Source organism: Pseudomonas sp. FW305-25 (assembly GCF_017351415.1).
Lineage (GTDB): Bacteria > Pseudomonadota > Gammaproteobacteria > Pseudomonadales > Pseudomonadaceae > Aquipseudomonas > Aquipseudomonas chlororaphis.
In genome coordinates this window covers 262,579-278,733 of record NZ_JACNDE010000002.1, presented here as the reverse complement: position 1 = coordinate 278,733, position 16,155 = coordinate 262,579, and the positions used below count along the sequence as shown (strand labels likewise).

At 59.2% G+C, this 16,155-nt stretch carries 17 protein-coding genes; 13 read left to right on the top strand and 4 right to left on the bottom strand.

Features of this window, described 5'->3' with window-relative positions; translation table 11 throughout:
- Positions 1-121 precede the first annotated feature (121 nt).
- A complete protein-coding gene (locus tag J4E58_RS03635; RefSeq protein WP_009041729.1) occupies positions 122-313 on the top strand; it encodes a hypothetical protein in 192 nt (63 codons plus the stop codon).
- A gap of 242 nt (positions 314-555) precedes the next feature.
- Here the strand turns inward: J4E58_RS03635 and J4E58_RS03630 are convergent, their stop codons facing one another.
- Entirely contained in the window at positions 556-2,649 is a 2,094-nt protein-coding gene (locus J4E58_RS03630) for a TonB-dependent siderophore receptor (protein ID WP_087089629.1), read from the bottom strand.
- Between J4E58_RS03630 and J4E58_RS03625 the strand changes: the two genes are divergently transcribed.
- The 4 genes from J4E58_RS03625 (at position 2,648) to J4E58_RS03610 (ending at position 5,548) form a co-directional block, all read left to right on the top strand.
- Entirely contained in the window at positions 2,648-2,860 is a 213-nt protein-coding gene (locus J4E58_RS03625; RefSeq protein ID WP_143481878.1) for a hypothetical protein, read from the top strand. The genes J4E58_RS03630 and J4E58_RS03625 overlap by 2 nt on opposite strands.
- Before the next feature lie 43 nt (positions 2,861-2,903).
- Complete coding sequence (locus tag J4E58_RS03620; protein WP_087089631.1) at positions 2,904-3,599, top strand: DsbA family protein; 696 nt, start codon at positions 2,904-2,906, stop codon at positions 3,597-3,599.
- A gap of 27 nt (positions 3,600-3,626) precedes the next feature.
- Entirely contained in the window at positions 3,627-4,022 is a 396-nt protein-coding gene (locus J4E58_RS03615) for a nuclear transport factor 2 family protein (RefSeq protein WP_007922537.1), read from the top strand.
- Between the two features lie 236 nt (positions 4,023-4,258).
- Complete coding sequence (locus J4E58_RS03610) at positions 4,259-5,548, top strand: OprD family porin (RefSeq protein ID WP_087089633.1); 1,290 nt, start codon at positions 4,259-4,261, stop codon at positions 5,546-5,548.
- Positions 5,549-5,734: 186 nt separating this feature from the next.
- Here the strand turns inward: J4E58_RS03610 and J4E58_RS03605 are convergent, their stop codons facing one another.
- On the bottom strand, positions 5,735-6,130 hold the full coding sequence (locus J4E58_RS03605) for a cytochrome c family protein (protein ID WP_087089635.1): 396 nt from the start codon (positions 6,128-6,130) through the stop codon (positions 5,735-5,737).
- A gap of 207 nt (positions 6,131-6,337) precedes the next feature.
- On the opposite strand from J4E58_RS03605, the gene J4E58_RS03600 reads away from it, so the two are divergent.
- The 7 genes from J4E58_RS03600 to J4E58_RS03570 all read left to right on the top strand — a co-directional run bounded on the left by J4E58_RS03600 (position 6,338) and on the right by J4E58_RS03570 (position 13,543).
- Positions 6,338-7,792 (top strand): PAAR domain-containing protein, encoded by a 1,455-nt coding sequence (locus J4E58_RS03600; RefSeq protein ID WP_087089637.1) that lies wholly within the window; start codon positions 6,338-6,340, stop codon positions 7,790-7,792.
- 2 nt (positions 7,793-7,794) lie between these two features.
- Entirely contained in the window at positions 7,795-8,172 is a 378-nt protein-coding gene (locus J4E58_RS03595; RefSeq protein WP_087089639.1) for a hypothetical protein, read from the top strand.
- Positions 8,173-8,517: 345 nt separating this feature from the next.
- On the top strand, positions 8,518-9,984 hold the full coding sequence (locus J4E58_RS03590) for a cytochrome c oxidase subunit II (protein WP_087089641.1): 1,467 nt from the start codon (positions 8,518-8,520) through the stop codon (positions 9,982-9,984).
- A gap of 40 nt (positions 9,985-10,024) precedes the next feature.
- Complete coding sequence (ctaD, locus tag J4E58_RS03585; protein ID WP_087089644.1) at positions 10,025-11,800, top strand: cytochrome c oxidase subunit I; 1,776 nt, start codon at positions 10,025-10,027, stop codon at positions 11,798-11,800.
- A complete protein-coding gene (locus J4E58_RS03580; protein WP_087089646.1) occupies positions 11,797-12,489 on the top strand; it encodes a cytochrome c oxidase subunit 3 in 693 nt (230 codons plus the stop codon). The genes ctaD and J4E58_RS03580 overlap by 4 nt, the downstream gene beginning before the upstream one ends.
- A gap of 4 nt (positions 12,490-12,493) precedes the next feature.
- Positions 12,494-13,204, top strand: coding sequence for a heme-copper oxidase subunit III family protein (locus tag J4E58_RS03575; protein WP_087089648.1), 711 nt, complete (start codon positions 12,494-12,496; stop codon positions 13,202-13,204).
- Positions 13,205-13,225: 21 nt separating this feature from the next.
- Entirely contained in the window at positions 13,226-13,543 is a 318-nt protein-coding gene (locus tag J4E58_RS03570; RefSeq protein WP_007922565.1) for a cytochrome C oxidase subunit IV family protein, read from the top strand.
- A 37-nt stretch (positions 13,544-13,580) separates the two neighbouring features.
- Here J4E58_RS03570 and J4E58_RS03565 read toward each other — a convergent pair whose 3' ends face one another.
- On the bottom strand, positions 13,581-14,135 hold the full coding sequence (locus J4E58_RS03565) for a hypothetical protein (protein WP_053259294.1): 555 nt from the start codon (positions 14,133-14,135) through the stop codon (positions 13,581-13,583).
- 439 nt (positions 14,136-14,574) lie between these two features.
- Here J4E58_RS03565 and J4E58_RS03560 point away from each other — a divergent pair, with 439 nt between their 5' ends.
- A complete protein-coding gene (locus tag J4E58_RS03560) occupies positions 14,575-15,003 on the top strand; it encodes a hypothetical protein (RefSeq protein WP_087089649.1) in 429 nt (142 codons plus the stop codon).
- Between the two features lie 360 nt (positions 15,004-15,363).
- Here J4E58_RS03560 and wrbA read toward each other — a convergent pair whose 3' ends face one another.
- Complete coding sequence (wrbA, locus tag J4E58_RS03555; RefSeq protein WP_085533433.1) at positions 15,364-15,963, bottom strand: NAD(P)H:quinone oxidoreductase; 600 nt, start codon at positions 15,961-15,963, stop codon at positions 15,364-15,366.
- Between the last annotated feature and the right edge of the window lie 192 nt (positions 15,964-16,155).

The following is a 16,155-nucleotide window of genomic DNA, read 5'->3' as shown; positions in this document are numbered from 1 at the left end:
CGGGACCTTGGCATAGCTCTTGTATCTCTCGCGAGGTCAATCCGAGGCCGGTGGAACTGCGATGTTCTGTCATAAACCTTGGATAAGTTAGCCGCTTACAAACCGGGAGAGAGCGCTGGAAATGAATAGGGTCAGCGAGCGGACTTCCGCAATAAATAGCGAGTCGCTTCAGGTTCTGGCGCAATGGTTGAAGTGCAATGGAACGCGACAGGTCCGGGAAACCGACCCGCGCCGGATGATCCTCGATCGTTACCCTGCTGGTTTGTTCAGCGAGGCCGAACTCGAAGCGCTGTGGGATGTGCTGGAAGGATAAGCAAACAACGGATTGGTAAAAGCGCTGCCCGGATGGCAGCGCTTTTTTTTTGCGTGGGTTTTGTCGCAGGCGCTCGGTCGGCCCTCGCTTGCCGGTGATGGGAGCGTCGCGGTTTGCCTGATGCAACGCGTTATCGTTCATCGCGAGCAAGCTTCGCTCCTACAGGATTGGGAGGCTTTTGTAGGAGCGAGGCTTGCCCGCGATAAGCACAACGCGGTCTGGCCGAGGCGCCGCGTATCCGCTTAAAAACTGTAGGTGCCGGTTACCACCAGGCTGCGTGGATCGCCGAACTGGATCTGCCCGGCGCTGGTGGCCGAGGAGTAATACGTGCGGTCGCTGATGTTGTTCAGCGCGGCCCGCAGGTCCCAGTCCTTCTGCCGGAAGCCGGCCAGGGCGTCCCAGCGGCCATAACCCGGAAGCATCACGGTGTTGGCGTTGTCGGCATAACGATCGCCGACCAGGGTCAGGCCGGTCTCGGCGTACCAGCCCATTTCCGGCTTCCAGGTCACGAACAGGCTGCCATTGCGCTTGGCCACGTTGTTCACCCGGTTGCCCTCGTCACCGTTGTTGCTCTTGACCACCGTCGCGTCCTGCAGGCCGATGCCGCCGCGGATCGACCAGTTGCCGACGATCTTGCCGGCCGCGGTCAGTTCCACGCCGCGTGAGCGCTGCAGGCCGGTCAGCAGGATCACGTTCGGGTCTTCCACGCTGCGGCTGCGACGGTTGTAGAGTTCCAGTTCATAGACCGCGAGCGTGGTGCTGAAGCGGTCGTCGAGCCAGTCGCTCTTGACCCCGATTTCCTTCTGCCGGGTGCGCTCGGGGCTCAGGTCGTTGCTGTTGCCGTTGGCATTGGGGGTGATGCCGATCAGGCCACCGCCGACCGGCGAGAAGCTCTTGCTCCAGGAGGCGTAGAAGGAGTGGTTCTCCAGCGGGGTCCAGACCACGCCCAGGCGCGGGCTGGTGCTGTGGCTGTCGCGGTCGTCCTTGATATCCAGCAGTTTGTTGTGGGTCTCGACGTTGAAGTTGTCGTAGCGCAGTCCCGCGAGCACTTGCCACTGATCGTTCAGGCGCAGCTGGTCCTGGACATACACGGCGCGGCTTTCCACCTCGCTGTGGTTGTAGCTGGACGCCACCATTTTCCCGGTATGCCGCATGTTTTTATCCGGGTTGAACGGGTCCAGGGACGGCACGGCCTGGCCACCGGCGCTGACCGCCGCTGCGGTATAGAGCTTCGGATCGCGTCGCTGGCTGCCCAGCTCGACACCCGTCAGCACCCGGTGCTCGAGGCCGAAGGTATCGAAGGTGCCTTCGACTTCGAGGTTGTTGTAGAGGTTGCGGGTGTTCAGGTCCTGCTGCCAGCGCTGGCGGTTCACCCGCTTGGTGCGGCTGTCGTAGCCGGTCTGGTAGGTGTTGTCGAAATCGCTGTTGAGCTTGAACAGGCTCAGGGTATGACGCAGTTGCCAGTTGTCGTTCAGCTCGTAGCTGAGCTTGGAGCGCAGCGACTGGGACTTGTCGTCGATGTAGTCGCGCGGGTCGCCGTACGTGGTGTCGCGACTTACGTCCGCCGGGCGCCCGTCGATCCCCGGGATGCCGCGGTCCGGCGTGCGGTTGTAGCGGCTGTATTCGTACTGCACCAGCCAGTTCAGGTCCGGCGTCAGTTGCCAGCTCATGGACGGCGCGAACAGCTGGCGACTGCCACTGACGCCATCGCGGAAGCTGTTGTTGTCCTGGTTGCCCATGTTCAGGCGCAGGCTGATGTTTTCGCTGGGGTCGGCGCTGAGGTCGGCATACAGGCTGCGCAGGTCTTCGCTGCCGCCTTTGACTTCGACGCTGGAGTGGCGGCCGAACTGCGGCAGCTTGCTCACCCGGTTGACGATCCCGCCCTGGCTACCACGGCCATAAAGCACCGCCGCCGGGCCCTTGAGCACCTCGATGCGCTCGATGTTGTGCAGGTCGCGCACGTACTGGCTGTCGTCACGGACGCCGTCGAGGTAGAAGTCGTTGCTGGCGTCGAAACCGCGAATACGCAGGCTGTCGAAGCGGGTGTCGGCGCCGCTGCTGACGTTGGGAATGCCGCTCAAGGCCGTGCCCAGGTCGTTGATGCCGTAGTCCAGCAGGTTGCTGGTCTTCACCGAGTCGATGGCTTGCGGCACGTAGCGCACCGGCGTGGCGGTGCGGGTCGCGGTGCTGACTTCCTTGACCCGTGGGTCGTCGGCATCGACTTCCGCGCTGATGGCGGTAGCCGGCAGGGTGGTCGGGGCGGCGCAGGTGAAACCGGCCGTCAGCGAGGCGCAAAAGCCAAGGGTGAGGGGAGTCAGGCGGAAGGGGGCAGGCATGGAAAAACGCATCCAGAAGGGGAAAGAAACAGTCGGCGCGAATGGTAATGCTTGCTATTTACTTTCGTTAATTATTCTTGAAAAGTTCCCTGGGCGGATTGTTTCAATTTGTGTCTTGATTGAGATGAAGTGGATACACGGCCGATTCGACCGATTCTTGAAACAGACTAAAAGCCATTCCAGCGTTTTTCGCCGTGGGCCACAGGCATAGTCTGCCGCCATCGAATTTATCGGCCTTTGTCCCGGAGCCTTGCATGTCGGCAGCGACCCTTCATTACATCTACGATCCTTTGTGCGGCTGGTGCTACGGCGCCAAACCGCTGGTGCAGGCGGCCCAGGCAGTGCTGCCGGTGGTGGCCCATGGCGGCGGCATGATGACCGGGCGCAACTGCCAGCAGGTTTCGCCGCAACTGCGCGACTACGTCATGCCCCATGACCGGCGCATTGCCGAATACACCGGGCAGCCGTTCGGCGAGGCTTACTTCGAAGGTTTGCTGCGCGACTATTCGGCGCTGTTCGATTCGGCCCCGCCGATTGCCGCGGTACTGGCGGCGCAGGCGCTCGCCGGGCGCGGCCTGGAGTTGCTCGGGCGCTTGCAGACGGCCCACTACGTCGAAGGGCGCCGCATCGCCGATGTCGATGTTCTGTTGGAACTCGCCGAAGGCCTGGGCTTTGAGCGCGGCGAGTTCGAGGAAGCCTTCGAGTACGCCGCGGCGAACAGCTTGAACGAGCACATCAAGGCCAGCCGTGCCTTGTTGGCCCGGGTCGGTGGCCAGGGTTTTCCGACCCTGGTGCTGGAGCAGGACGGTCAGTTCAGGCTGCTCGATATCAGCCCCTGGCTGGGCAAGCCGCAGGCGTTCGCCGCCTGGCTGAGCGAAGCCTTCGGTTCGCCAGTGGTCGAGCTTTCACCTAGCCTGCAGGCCTGTGGCCTGAACGGTTGCGCCCTTTGAACCCCCACTTAATTTGCGGAGTCGCCCATGGATAACCTGGCACTGATCAAAAGCACCTACGAAGGCGCCAACTCCCAGGAGAACGCGAAAAACACTGCCGCCGCCCTGGCTGCGGATGCGCGCTGGACCGAAGCGGCAGGTTTTCCCTACGCCGGCACCTACGTCGGCTTCGATGCCGTGGTGGAGAATGTCTTCAAGCGCCTGGCCACCGAGTGGGAGGGGTTTGCCTTCACTGTCGAGAACTATGTGGCCCAGGGCGACAAGGTGTTCGCCTACGGCAACTACAGCGGCGTCTATAAAGCCACGGGCAAACCGCTGAATGCCCGCGTGGCCCATTTGTGGACGTTGAAGGATGGCAAGGTCACGCACTTCGAACAGTTCGTCGACAGCCATACCGTGCAACTGGCCATCAAGGATCGTTAAGTTCTTAGACGATTTTTGCCTATTTTCAGACGATTCTTGAAATTGACACACTGTTCAGGGCGCGGATAGGATTCGCGCCAACGCCTGTGGCCAACGGCCATGACCTTCCAATAATAAAAGGCCCACCGCGATTTTTCGTGGGTGGGTCTTTTTGTTCTGGCCTGAAAAAAGAGCGCTTAAGCGCCGTTTCCAAGGAGCACCACAGCGCGTCATCAACCCGTAATAAGGAAAATAAAATGTTGAACAAGCGGATCGGTCTGATCGCACTGGGGATTCTGAGCAGTACTCAAGTTATGGCTAACGACCAGGCTGAGTCCAAGGGTTTTGTCGAAGACAGCAGCCTGAAAATTTTGCTGCGCAACGCCTACATCAATCGCGACAAGAAAAACGGTAACGATGACCAGCGCGAGTGGGGTCAAGCGGCCATCGGTACCTTCTCGTCGGGCTTCACCCAAGGCACCGTCGGCGTGGGCGTCGATGCCTTCGGCCTGTACGGCCTGCGCCTGGATAAAGGCAGCCACAGCGGCGGCCAGGGCATCGACTTCTTCAAGCCAAGCGAAGGCGGCAACAAGAGCCCGGCAGGCGACCTGGCCAAGGCCGGCGCCGCGGTCAAATTCCGCCTGTCCAACACCGTCCTGACCTACGGTGACCAGATGCCGGCCCTGCCGGTACTGAGCTACGACAATGGTCGTCTGCTGCCGGAAAGCTACACCGGTACCCTGATCACCTCCAAAGAGATCAAGGGCCTGGAGCTGAACGCCGGTCGTTTCACCGCCGAGTCGCGTAAAAGCGCCGAAGGCCGTGACAGCGGTGGCCTGAAGTCGATCAACGTATTGGGCGGCAGCTACCAGTTCACCGAACAGTTCAAGGGCTCGCTGTACGCTTCCGACGTCGAAGACGTGCTGAAGAAGCAGTACGTGAACTTGAACTACGTGTTCCCGCTGGCCACCGACCAGTCCCTGACTTTCGACTTCAACGGCTACCGCACCAAGCTGGACAAGTCCTACGCTGAGCTCAAAGAAGCAGGCGGCCAGGACAACAAGATCTGGAGCCTGGCAGCCACCTACGCCACCGGCCCGCACTCGTTCACCCTGGCGCACCAGCGCAGCACCGGCGACAGCAACCTGGGCTATGCCTATGGCGGCTACCAGAAAGAGCAAAACCGCGTGGGCGATGGCGGCAACACCATCTACCTGGCGAACTCCTACTGGTCCGACTTCAACGCCGAAGACGAACGCAGCTGGCAGCTGGGCTACGGTCTGGACTTCGGCGCCTTCGGCGTACCGGGTCTGACCTACAACGTGGCTTACGTGCGTGGCGACAACATCACCACTGCCACCTCCTCCGGCGGCACCGAGCGCGAAATCTTCAACCAGTTCAAGTACGTGGTCCAGAGCGGCCCGGCCAAGGACCTGAGCGTCAAGGTGCGTAGCTCGATCCTGCGTGTATCGCAGAAATCCAGCGACTACAACGACAGCGGTAACGAACTGCGTGTGTTCGTCGACTACCCGATCAACGTGTTCTGATAAACACCTGATCGCGGCCTGATACTGGGCCGGCCATAGAAAAAGCCCCGACTGGTTCGGGGCTTTTTTGTGGGTGTTGTCCCGTCCTGAACAGCACCGCGGCTCCCTGTAGCCGCTGCCGCCGGGCTGCGATCGGGCGCGAAGCGCCCGTTGAGGATTTGGGGCCGCTTTGATTTGTCAGGCCACTCAGGGCTGTTGCGCCTGAAAGCTCTGCAGATAGGCCAGCAGATTATCGATCTTCTCCTGATCGCTCAGCCCCCAGAAAATCATCCGCGTACCGGGCACCACGGCCTTTGGGTCTTCCAGGTAGGCCACCAGCTTGTCGCGGGTCCAGACGATGCCGGAGGACTTCATCGCGTCGGAGTAGTGATAGTCCGCCACGCTCCCCGCGGTGCGCCCGAAAATGCCATTGAGTTGCGGCCCGAAAGAGCTGCGCACCGAAGGCCCGATATTGTGGCAGCCACCGCAGATGCGCTTGAACAGCTTGCCACCGGCCTCGGCATCGCCCACCGCTTCTGCCTGGGCGTGGAGCGACGGCAGGCTGAGCATCAGGGCCAAGGTCAGGGCGGCGGTGTTTTTCATGTTCGGCTCCGGATCGGGTGTGGCGGGTGGCAAATGCGGGGGGCTATTTGAGCATGGCGGGCGGTCTTTCGGGAAAAGGGGTGTTACGAGTCCGAGGAAAGATTGGTTGCTGAAGCCATTTCGCCCGATGTTTTGAGAAATGCCTTAAATCCTTCTGAATACCCCGGTCGTTAGCATTCAGGCTCATTCCGCTTGCAGGAAATAGCCATGACTTTTGTGATCAGGGAGGGAGACCCGACCACGACGGGAGGTCGGGTTCTCGTAGGGTCGACGACTACGGTTGTGGAGTACCGTAAGGCCGCAAGAATCAGCGATCCGGTGTGGTGTCCTCAATGCAACAGCATGGGGTTTATCGCCGAAGGCAATCCGACTTTTATCGTCGAGGGTGTTGCAGTAGCGACCCATGGCCATGCTGTGCAATGCGGATGCCCTCCTGGCAGCAATCGGCTGATCGCCACTCAAAGTACGGTAATGGCTGCCGAGGAAGGTAGCGTGACCATCGCTCCTGAGTTTGCAGCAAAGGCGCAGGCGGCCACGCATGCCTGGGCACAGGCAATCAGCGATGGTTCTTACAAAAGCGAATTCACTCGGGATATTCCAAGTCAAGGACTGACCGGGTTGACCAGTGCTGAGCCGTTGTCAGCTGCGCCGACAACGCTTCAGGGTGTCGAGCCTGGGTTTCATATTGTGCAAAGCGTTATCCCTCGCTCAGAGCTTGAAGCGCTCCTGTTCGAACAGCCAAGTGCCGCTGTGCTTAACAAGTTCCGCACCTTGAACCCTCAGCTATCGAGCTACGCAAAACCGGGGCAACTGATTGTCTTGAGCGATCCAAAGAACCATCAGTGCACCCGAGAAGAAGCATTGCTGATGGACGCTGCCAATAAGGTGAACAGCGCGCTTGGATCGATGAGTGATGATGAGGCGACCTTTATGGTCCGTCATCGAGCGGAAATCGAATCGTTCTTGACCGAAGGTTCGGGGGCGATCGGCATCGGCGAAGTCATGTTCTCCAAGCATCTGGAAAACGTGAAAAGCACCTTGGGGCAACTGGAGCAGTTGCACCAGCGTACGTTCCAGCAACATGGCAGGTTGCAGACCCCGGAGTTTTTTGCAGAACGAAAGCGTTTGATGTCTCAACTGGATAACAGCCTGGGCCCGCTTGTGCGTAAAGGCGTAGGTATACCTGAGCACCCAAAACTGAAAAATGCCCTGGGGATCTCCAGTCGTAGTCTGGTCCATCACTGGAGCAAAGCCGGAGTGCCTGGAAATATTCCGGGTTATGCGACCCACATTAATGGCGTAGCCAAGGCCAGCAAATACATCAAACTCGGGGGCTGGGTTGGTATTGGGCTTGGGGCATCCGCTTCGGCATTGAAAGTCCAGGAAACCTGTCGACTGGGGCGTGAGGATGATTGTCGTAAGGTGATGCTTACTGAAAGCGGAAAATTTACTGGTGGGCTGATAGGTGGTGCTATTGCCGGCGCGGTGGTCACCGGTTCAGTTGCCGCTGGGGTGTGTACGGCTATCGGGGCGGGGACCGTTGGTGTGGGAGGTATCGTCTGTGCTTTAGTGGTTGTGGCAGGCGCTTCAGTAGCCGGTGGTACGGTCGGAGAGTCTGGCGGTGAGTTAGTCGGTGAGCAAATTTATAAAGTGAGCAACTAGCCATGCTTGATAGCTATGCCCTGAGCTGGATATCAGTATTTGTATTGATACTGCTCTCGTTGGTCCTATGGCTTTACACCGCCTATACAAGAATGGACGAGATGCTGAAACACCTCTCGAATTGTCGTGCCATTCAGATCAGGAAGCTCCTAATGGGCAAAGATCCATTTGGACGTTTGTTCATGATGGGGACCATCGCTGGGGTGCTGCTGACTCCGAAGTTTTATCTGAAAGATGGTGGAGCAGACCCGGACGACATTGCCAAATTCCCGAAGCACTTGAAGAGGGTGATAGCCATTCAATATGGGCTTTTGGTGCTTGCCGGAACTTTGATGTTTGTGCTTTGGGGAATCGGAAAGTACATGGGGTGGCTCAAGTAGCTTGGCGACATGTGCTGCTATCCATCTAGTCCGTCGGCTACTGACGGTACGGGAGAAGCGCTGAGAATTCAAAACGGGACAGGTATGGCCCTGAAACAACGAAGCCCTCGCATCGCCGCGAGGGCTTTTTTCTGAGTCGAAAACAGCCCCTGACCCGCCCGTCCTATATGTGGCCCGGCGGCGCAGGTCCGACGGGGCGCACTATACTTTTCAGAAGATTTGCCCCGGGGATAGAGGCAATGTTCCAGCAGGCTTGGGAGGAGGGTTAGGCATCGGTGTGGCGCTGCGGTTGGGCGACGTTGCGTTTGCATGGCCACAGAACAACCGGCACAGGAAGACGAGAAAATGGCGATAGCAATCATCCTGGTTCTAGTCGTTGTCGCTTCGGTGCTGTTTCACCTGCTTGCTCCCTGGCACATGACGCCGGCTGCCTCCAACTGGGGGGCGATAGACACCACGCTGCTGATCACCCTGGTCATTACCGGAATCTTTTTCATCGCCATCACGCTGTTCATGGCCATCGCCGTGATTCGCTTCCGTCATCGCGAAGGTGCCCGGGCGCACTACCAGCCGGAAAGCCGGAAGCTGGAAGGGTGGCTGGTCATCCTCACTTCATTGGGCATCATCGGCATGCTCGCGCCCGGCCTGGTGGTCTACAACGATTTCGTCCAGGTGCCGCAAGAGGCCACCCAGCTCGAAGTGGTTGCCCAGCAGTGGCAGTGGGCGTTTCGCTTTCCCGGGCGTGACGGAAAACTCGGCAAGGCGGATGTCAAATGGATCGATCCCGGCAACCCCTTCGGTCTTGATCGCAATGACCCTGCCGGGCAGGACGATGTACTGATCATGAACAATGAAGTACGCCTGCCCATCGATCGGCCGGTAAAAGTCCTGCTGCGGGCAAAGGATGTGCTGCACGATTTTTATATTCCGCAGATGCGCGCGAAGATGGACATGGTGCCGGGCATGGTGTCCCACTTCTGGTTCACCCCGACCCGGCTCGGCAAGTTTGAAGTGCTGTGCGCCGAGTACTGTGGCCTGGGCCACTACAACATGCGCGGCCATCTGGTCGTCGAGGAGCAGGGCGCTTTCGACCAATGGTTCGCCAGCCAGCCGACCTTTGCCCAGACGCTGACGAACGTCGCCACGCCGAGCCGGGACAGCCTGCTGGAAAAAGGCCGCCAACTGGTGGAAAACCATGGCTGTCGCGCCTGCCATAGCCAGGACGGCAGCACCAGCCTTGGCCCGGGCTGGAAGGACCTGTACGGCCGCTCGGAACAGCTGGCCGATGGCAGCAGTGTCCAGGTCGACGAAGCCTACCTCAAGGAGTCGATTCTCGAGCCGCAGGCCAGGCTGGTCCAGGGCTATCCGCCGGTCATGGTGGCCTATACTTTCAGTCAGGATGAACTGGCCGCCGTGGTGGCTTTCATCAAGTCGCTGAGTGCCGTGGGGCAGAAAGAACAAGGCCCTGCAAACGCACAGAATGAGCTGGCGGCGCAGGGACAGCGGCTGGCCGAATCGCTGGGTTGCCTGGCTTGCCACAGTGTCGATGGCAGCCAGGGTGTCGGCCCGAGCTGGCAGGGGTTGTATGGCAAGACGGAAACCCTGGCCGATGGTTCTCAGATCAAGGTCGATGAGGGCTACCTGAAGGATTCCGTGCGCCAACCCGGCGCTGCGATCGTCAAGGGTTACGCCGCGGTGATGCCGACCTTTACCCCCAATGACAAGGAACTGGACGCCCTGATCGCCTTCATCAAGTCGAAAGCTGCTGTCGACGCGGATGCCGGCAAGGTGGAATCGGGCAAGTCGCCGTAACTAGCCGGAAATGCTCCGAAACTTAGCGGAGGATGACCTGATGGCTTATGTCGAGCATGCAGAAGCAGAAGTCCTGCACGAACCGAAGAGCTTCTTCACGCGCTATATCTGGAGCCAGGACCACAAGGTCATCGCCATCCAGTATTCCTTGACGGCGATTTCCGTGGGGCTCGTCGCCCTGGTGCTGTCCGGCCTGATGCGCATACAGATCGGCTTTCCCGGCAGCCTCGAGTTCATGGACGCCAGCACCTATTACCAGGCGATGACCCTGCACGGCATGATCATGGTCATCTACCTGCTGACGGCCCTGTTCCTGGGCGGCTTCGGCAACTATCTGATTCCGCTGATGATTGGCGCCCGGGACATGGTCTTCCCCTACGTCAACATGCTGAGCTTCTGGTTCTACCTGCTCTCGGTCCTGGTGCTGCTTTCCAGCTTCTTCGTCCCGGGCGGGCCCACCGGGGCGGGCTGGACACTCTATCCGCCGCAATCCATCACCCGGGGCACCCCGGGGACCGAATGGGGCATCGTGTTGATGCTGGTGTCGCTGGCGATCTTCATCGTCGCCGCCACCATGGGCGGGCTGAACTACGTGACCACGGTGCTGCAGGCACGCACCCGCGGCATGACGCTGTTTCGCATGCCGCTGTCCGTCTGGGGCATCTTCATGGCCTCGATCCTGGCCCTGCTGGCCTTTCCGGCCTTGTTCGTCAGCGCGGTGATGATGCTGTTCGACAGGCTGCTGGGCACAAGCTTCTTCATGCCGGCGGTGATCTCCATGGGGCAGCAGCTCGCGCATCAGGGTGGCAGCCCGATCCTGTTCCAGCATCTGTTCTGGTTCTTCGGCCATCCGGAGGTCTACATCGTCGCCCTGCCGGCGTTCGGCCTGGTCTCCGACCTGATCAGCACCCACGCGCGCAAGAACATCTTCGGTTACCGCATGATGGTGTGGGCCATCATTGCCATCGGCGTGTTGAGCTTCGTGGTCTGGGCGCACCACATGTACGTCAGCGGGATGAACCCGTACTTCGGCTTCTTTTTCGCCGCCACCACCTTGATCATCGCCGTGCCGACCGCGCTGAAAGTCTACAACTGGGTGCTGACCCTGTGGCATGGCGACATCCACCTGACGGTGCCGATGCTGTTCGCCCTGGCCTTTATCGTCACCTTCCTGGTCGGTGGCCTCACCGGGTTGTTTCTCGGCAACGTGATTGTGGATATCCCGCTGTCGGACACCTACTTCGTGGTGGCTCACTTCCATATGGTCATGGGGGTCGCGCCGATCCTGGTGATATTTGGCGCCATCTACCATTGGTTTCCGAAGATCACCGGGCGCCTGATGAACGACACCCTGGGCAAGCTGCATTTCTGGATAACTTTCCTGGGTACTTACTGCATCTACTTCCCCATGCACTACCTGGGGCTGCTGGGCATGCCTCGGCGCTATTACGCCTGGCAGAACTACGACTTCATCCCGCAATCGGCGCAGCAGCTGAATGCGTTCATCACCGTTGTCGCGCTGACGGTCGGGGTATGCCAGCTGTTGTTCCTCTTCAACCTGGCCTGGAGTGCCTTCAAAGGCAAGCCGGCAGGCCCGAACCCATGGGGGGCGGCCAGCCTGGAATGGCAGACGCCGGACACCCCGCCCGTACATGGCAACTGGGGGCCGGAGCTGCCGGTGGTGCACCGTTGGGCCTATGACTACAGCGTGCCCGGGATAGAGCAGGACTTCGTGCCACAGACGGTTTCGGCCCAGGAGCTGGAGCAGATGAGGCAGAACAGCGCAGAAGCCAGGATCGCGGGCGAAAGACCATGAACGGGCCGCTATTGAAAAACACCGAAAGCGCCGGCGCCGGTGGCCGTTGGAGCCAGCCCCCCGACCACTCTCGGGGACCGGCAGGCCTGGACAGGGAGAAAGCCGCAAAAGTGGGCCTGCGCATGTTCCTGGTGGTGGTGACCTCGCTGTTCCTGCTGTTCCTGCTGGCCTTCATCGCGCGTTCGCAAATGGCGGACTGGCAGCCTCTGACCGAGCCCCTGGCGCCGCTGGCCAGTACCCGGCAACTCTGGCTGAACACGCTCCTGCTGGTGCTGGGCAGTATCAGCCTGCAGTGGGCGCGGCTGGCCGCCCGGCGGGATGCATTGAACGGGGCCACCCTCGGCTTCGCCTTGGGCGGTGTCTTTGCGATCGCCTTTCTCGGGGGGCAACTTTGGGTCTGGAAGCAGTTCGTCGACTGGGGCTATTTCGTCTCCGCCAATCCGGCCAACAGCTTTTTCTATCTGCTGACCGGTGTACACGGGTTGCACCTGCTGGGAGGCCTGGTGGCCTGGGGCAGAGTCGGCGCCAGGTTCCTGCGCCGGGTTCCGCTGTCGCAACTGGCGCCCAGCGTGGAGCTCTGCGCGATCTATTGGCACTACCTGCTGGGGCTGTGGATCGTTCTCTTCGCCTTGCTGACCAGCACGCCGGAAACCTATCAAGCCATCGCCGCATTCTGCGGCCTGAGGTGAAGCCATGGCATTGCCCTCAGCAACAGCTCCGGAAGATCCCGTCCCGCCCCCACCCGATACGCTGGTAGCGGGGTGGAAGAGCATCGCCACCGATTGGGCCTCGGATCAGGATGTGTTCAAGCGGGTGCCCTGGGGCAAGGCGATGATGTGGATCTTCCTGCTCAGCGACACCTTCATCTTCACCTGCTTCCTGACCGGCTACATGTCGGTGCGCATCAGTGCCACCGTCCCCTGGCCGAACCCCAGCGAAGTGTTCGCCCTGACCATCGGCGGCGTTGAAATCCCCCTGATCCTGATCGCCATCATGACCTTCGTGCTGATCAGCAGCAGCGGCACCATGGCCATGGCCGTGAACTTCGCCTATCGCCGTGTACGCGGCAAATGCGCGGCCCTGATGCTGGCGACCGCGATCTTCGGTGCGACCTTCGTCAGCATGCAGGCGTTCGAGTGGAGCAAGCTCATCGCCGAAGGCGTGCGCCCCTGGTCGAACCCCATGGGCGCGGCGCAATTCGGCGCCAGCTTTTTCATGATTACCGGTTTCCACGGGCTGCATGTATCGGTCGGCGTCATCTACCTGTGCATCGTCGCCTTCAAGGTATTGCGCGGAGACTACGAGCGCTCTGGAAACTACCAGATCGTCGAGATCGCCGGGTTGTACTGGCACTTCGTGGACCTGGTGTGGGTATTTATCTTCGCTTTCTTCTACTTATGGTGAGCCCGCAGAGGAGTACCGGCGATGGCACATGCACAAGGTCAACAGCATCCACTGAGCCTGTACCTGAAGATCTGGGGGCTGCTGTTCGTACTCAGTACCCTGTCCTACCTGGTCGACTACTTTCACTTCCAGGGCTACTTCAGGTGGTCGCTGATCCTGGTCCTCATGTTGTTGAAGGCCGGCCTGATCGTTTCCATCTTCATGCACATGGCCTGGGAGCGCCTGGCGATGGTCTACGCCATCCTCGTCCCGCCGTTGTGCCTGCTGGTGCTGGTTGGCCTGATGGCCGCCGAGGCGGACTACGTGTTTTCCACCCGGGGGATTTTCCTCGGGCAATGACCGGCTTCCGCCTCCGGCGTTCAAGCGCCGCAGCGTCCTATATCGTGCGCTTGAACTGATGCCATTTCTGCAGCCAGGCCACTATCCAGTGAGGCGCTGCTGCGCCGGTCCCGGCGACCTGCAGTTGCGGGTGATGGCTGATGACCTGATCCAGGATCGGCTCCTGAGCGGGTTCGACGTCCACGAAGAAAATGTGCTCGCCGTCCCTTACCGTCTTTTTCAAATTGCTGAAGTGGGCATTGGGCACCTGGATACCAAAGAAGCCGCCTTCCCAGATACAGAAGCCCAGGATCACGATCGCCAGGAAGATGAACGGCACCCAGCCTGCCGCGGACTCGGTCCAACCTGCCAGATAAGCACCGAGCAGTACCAATGCCGCGAGTGGTATGCCAATGACCGCGCCAATCTCGCCAGAGTGAACGACATCCTGCTTCATGAGTGAGTTCACATCATGCAGGTGATGCTGTTCCACATCCGCATCCCGGTCGCTGAGCACATGAATCTGCTCGGTACTGATGCCGCTGGCTTCCAGTTCGCTTTCAACGGTTTCCAACTCGTCGAGATTGTCGCTGATGTAAAAATGCCGGTTCATGAGTCACCTCCTACTTCATCGTCGCAGAGGCCCCCATTTTTTCTGCAGTCGTTATCTGAAATTCCAAAGCGTTTTCCTGTTGCTCTGGATAACACCGCACGCTGATCGCTAGCTAAAAAAGTATAGCATCGCCCCTGTCAACGCCTTGCTGGCCGGGGGCTGCGGGCACATAGGGCAATCTGAGGGGCGTGAGTCATTCTGTTCGAATTGGCCTGGTGACGTGGGTATTAGCGGTTTGTTGCCCGTAGGAAATCTGGCAGCCCTTGTGCTTAAAGCCTGCCGAGCTTTTGTGCATGCCTTGTAGGGGACAAATGATTGGCCTTCCGGAGAAATTTCATCGGCATGGGGTTGCGTCGAAATACTGTATGTATGTACAGTTATTTTGACTGGGATTCTATCCAGTCCAACTCAATGCAACATGTTTCCATGGAGAAAATTTATGAAGGGAAGCTTTATCCGTTTTGTGCTTTCGCTCGGCCTTGCTGCTGGGGCTGTTGGCGCAGCTCACGCTGATAGTTCGCCTGTTGGCTTATGGCGGATGTCGACGTTCACCATTCCAGGCGGAGCTGCGGCGACTGTTCAGACGGTTTGCTTAAAAGCCGATAACACGTGGTATTCCACAAGCGAGCCAAATTGGAACGGCAACTGGTTCAAGAACGAAAAAGATGTCCATTGGTATGGAAGTATTCCTATCTCCCAGATCGGTACCATTGCGAGCATGGCGATGGGTAAGCTGGACAGCCCTACCGCCATGACAGGCAATTATGCGGAGTGGACCGCCCCCGGTACTCCACCCCTGTCTTTCGATAGGCATTTCACTTATTCGATGGTTTTTCTACAGGCTGACTGCCTGCCACCAAAGCAATGATCAGCAAGTTTGGGAGTAGCTAAAACTGGCGGCCTCTATAACTCTTTTGAATTGAGCTTTGGCGATAGAGCGCGATGCCTCATTTGGGCACGTTGATCAAGATGGATGCCGGCTTACTCGTATTGCAAGATCAGTTGTCCGCTCCCGGATAGCCGGACCGATGTGCGACGGAGCCACGATTATGTTTTGTATGAGCGGCAGGTGTGGATAACTCAAGAGCCGCTAGAACAATGTACGTCTGGTAGAAACAACAAAGCCCTCGCATCGTTGCGAGGGCTTTGTTCTGTAGAGTGCCACGCTGGGAGTCGAATCCAGACACTGCTTATGCAGTGTCTGCTTCAGCGCTCACCTGGCGATTTGTTACTTGCTCAGCTTGACCGCCAGCTGGGCCACGTACTGGCCTTGATGACGGGCGATCTCCAGTTCACGAGCATCAGGCTGGCGCGAGCCGTCACCACCGGCAATGGTGGATGCGCCATAAGGCGTGCCACCGCCGACACTGGATGTATCGAACAAGGCTGGCGAGCTGTAACCGATGGGCACAATGATCATGCCGTGGTGAGCCAGGGTGGTCCACGTGGAGGTAATGGTCATCTCCTGGCCGCCGCCGGTACCTGTCGAGGTGAATACACTGGCGAGCTTGCCAACCAGGCCGCCCTTGGCCCACAGCCCGCCAGTCTGGTCGAGAAAGTTGCGCATCTGGCCGGACATATTGCCGAAGCGGGTCGGAGTACCCAGGATGATTGCGTCGTAGTCGCCCAGCTCACCTGGCGTGGCAACCGCAGCGCTCTGATCCACCTTCCCATGAGCAGCCTTGAAGGCTTCCGGGTCCATGGTCTCGGGTACGCGTTTGAGGGTGACTTCAACCCCGGGAACGCTCCGGGCACCTTCCGACACGCTCTGGGCCATTGTTTCGATATGACCGTACATCGAATGATAAAGAACCAATACCTTAGCCATGCGTACTTCCTCTTGAGGTGTGTCTTGAGCTGACTGACGGCCTGTTAAATAGGCAATCAGGTTAGTTATCCATCCCACTGTTGCACCTGCATCTGCGTGAGTCGTGGCGCATGATCGATCTAATTGGCTTCTGTGAATATGAGAAAATATCGAACGGGATGTTCGAAAAAATTGATCTTGGAAAGCAACAAA

Coding starts and splice junctions, on each gene's coding strand:
- J4E58_RS03635 (WP_009041729.1), top strand. CDS start 122: ATGAATAGGGTCAGCGAGCGGACTTCCGCAATAAATAGCGAGTCGCTT.
- J4E58_RS03625 (WP_143481878.1), top strand. CDS start 2,648: ATGGAAAAACGCATCCAGAAGGGGAAAGAAACAGTCGGCGCGAATGGT.
- J4E58_RS03630 (WP_087089629.1), bottom strand. CDS start 2,649: ATGCCTGCCCCCTTCCGCCTGACTCCCCTCACCCTTGGCTTTTGCGCC.
- J4E58_RS03620 (WP_087089631.1), top strand. CDS start 2,904: ATGTCGGCAGCGACCCTTCATTACATCTACGATCCTTTGTGCGGCTGG.
- J4E58_RS03615 (WP_007922537.1), top strand. CDS start 3,627: ATGGATAACCTGGCACTGATCAAAAGCACCTACGAAGGCGCCAACTCC.
- J4E58_RS03610 (WP_087089633.1), top strand. CDS start 4,259: ATGTTGAACAAGCGGATCGGTCTGATCGCACTGGGGATTCTGAGCAGT.
- J4E58_RS03605 (WP_087089635.1), bottom strand. CDS start 6,130: ATGAAAAACACCGCCGCCCTGACCTTGGCCCTGATGCTCAGCCTGCCG.
- J4E58_RS03600 (WP_087089637.1), top strand. CDS start 6,338: ATGACTTTTGTGATCAGGGAGGGAGACCCGACCACGACGGGAGGTCGG.
- J4E58_RS03595 (WP_087089639.1), top strand. CDS start 7,795: ATGCTTGATAGCTATGCCCTGAGCTGGATATCAGTATTTGTATTGATA.
- J4E58_RS03590 (WP_087089641.1), top strand. CDS start 8,518: ATGGCGATAGCAATCATCCTGGTTCTAGTCGTTGTCGCTTCGGTGCTG.
- ctaD (WP_087089644.1), top strand. CDS start 10,025: ATGGCTTATGTCGAGCATGCAGAAGCAGAAGTCCTGCACGAACCGAAG.
- J4E58_RS03580 (WP_087089646.1), top strand. CDS start 11,797: ATGAACGGGCCGCTATTGAAAAACACCGAAAGCGCCGGCGCCGGTGGC.
- J4E58_RS03575 (WP_087089648.1), top strand. CDS start 12,494: ATGGCATTGCCCTCAGCAACAGCTCCGGAAGATCCCGTCCCGCCCCCA.
- J4E58_RS03570 (WP_007922565.1), top strand. CDS start 13,226: ATGGCACATGCACAAGGTCAACAGCATCCACTGAGCCTGTACCTGAAG.
- J4E58_RS03565 (WP_053259294.1), bottom strand. CDS start 14,135: ATGAACCGGCATTTTTACATCAGCGACAATCTCGACGAGTTGGAAACC.
- J4E58_RS03560 (WP_087089649.1), top strand. CDS start 14,575: ATGAAGGGAAGCTTTATCCGTTTTGTGCTTTCGCTCGGCCTTGCTGCT.
- wrbA (WP_085533433.1), bottom strand. CDS start 15,963: ATGGCTAAGGTATTGGTTCTTTATCATTCGATGTACGGTCATATCGAA.